The 672-nt window shown below is 62.9% G+C and carries 1 protein-coding gene; it reads left to right on the top strand.

Translation table 11 applies throughout. From position 1 onward, the window contains the following. The coding region (locus tag JMF90_RS39410; protein WP_201326583.1) for a catalase at nucleotides 1-672 on the top strand (672 nt) is incomplete at both ends.

Genomic DNA, 672 nt, shown 5'->3' with positions numbered 1-672 from the left:
ACGTGAAGTTCCACTGGAAGAGCCAGCAAGGCGTGCACGGCCTGCGCCCGCAAGAAATCCCCGCGTCGATCGGCCGCGACTGGAACCTGATGACGAACGACCTGTACGGCGCGCTCAAACAGGGCGATTTCCCGAAGTGGGACCTGTACGTGCAGGTGCTCACGCCGAAGGATCTGAACCGCTTCGACTTCGATGCGCTCGACGATACGAAGGTGTGGACCGGCGTGCCTGAACGCAAGATCGGCACGATGACGCTCAATCGCGTGCCCGACAACTACTTCCAGTCGACCGAGGAATCGGCCTTCGCACCGTCGCGCCTCGTGCCGGGGATCGAGCCGTCCGAGGACCGGATGCTGCAGGATCGCCTGTTCGCGTACGCCGACACGCAGATGTACCGGCTCGGCGCGAACTACATGGATTTGCCGATCAATCGCCCCGTTGTGCCGGTCGTCAACAACAACCAGGACGGCAAGATGAACGCCGGCGACCGCAAGGGCGAGGTGAATTACGAACCGTCGACGCTGAACGAACTCGCGCAGGACCCGCAGTACAAGTCGGTCCGCATGACGCTCAGCGGCACGACGCAGCAGGAAGCGATCCGCAAGAAGCTGCCGTTCCGTCAGGCGGGCGAGTACTACCGTAGCCTGTCGCAGCAGGACAAGGACGACCTCG

The sequence above is a fragment of the Burkholderia sp. E168m23 genome, assembly GCF_016586125.1.
GTDB lineage: Bacteria > Pseudomonadota > Gammaproteobacteria > Burkholderiales > Burkholderiaceae > Burkholderia > Burkholderia orbicola.
This window is presented reverse-complemented; position numbering and strand designations above follow the sequence as displayed.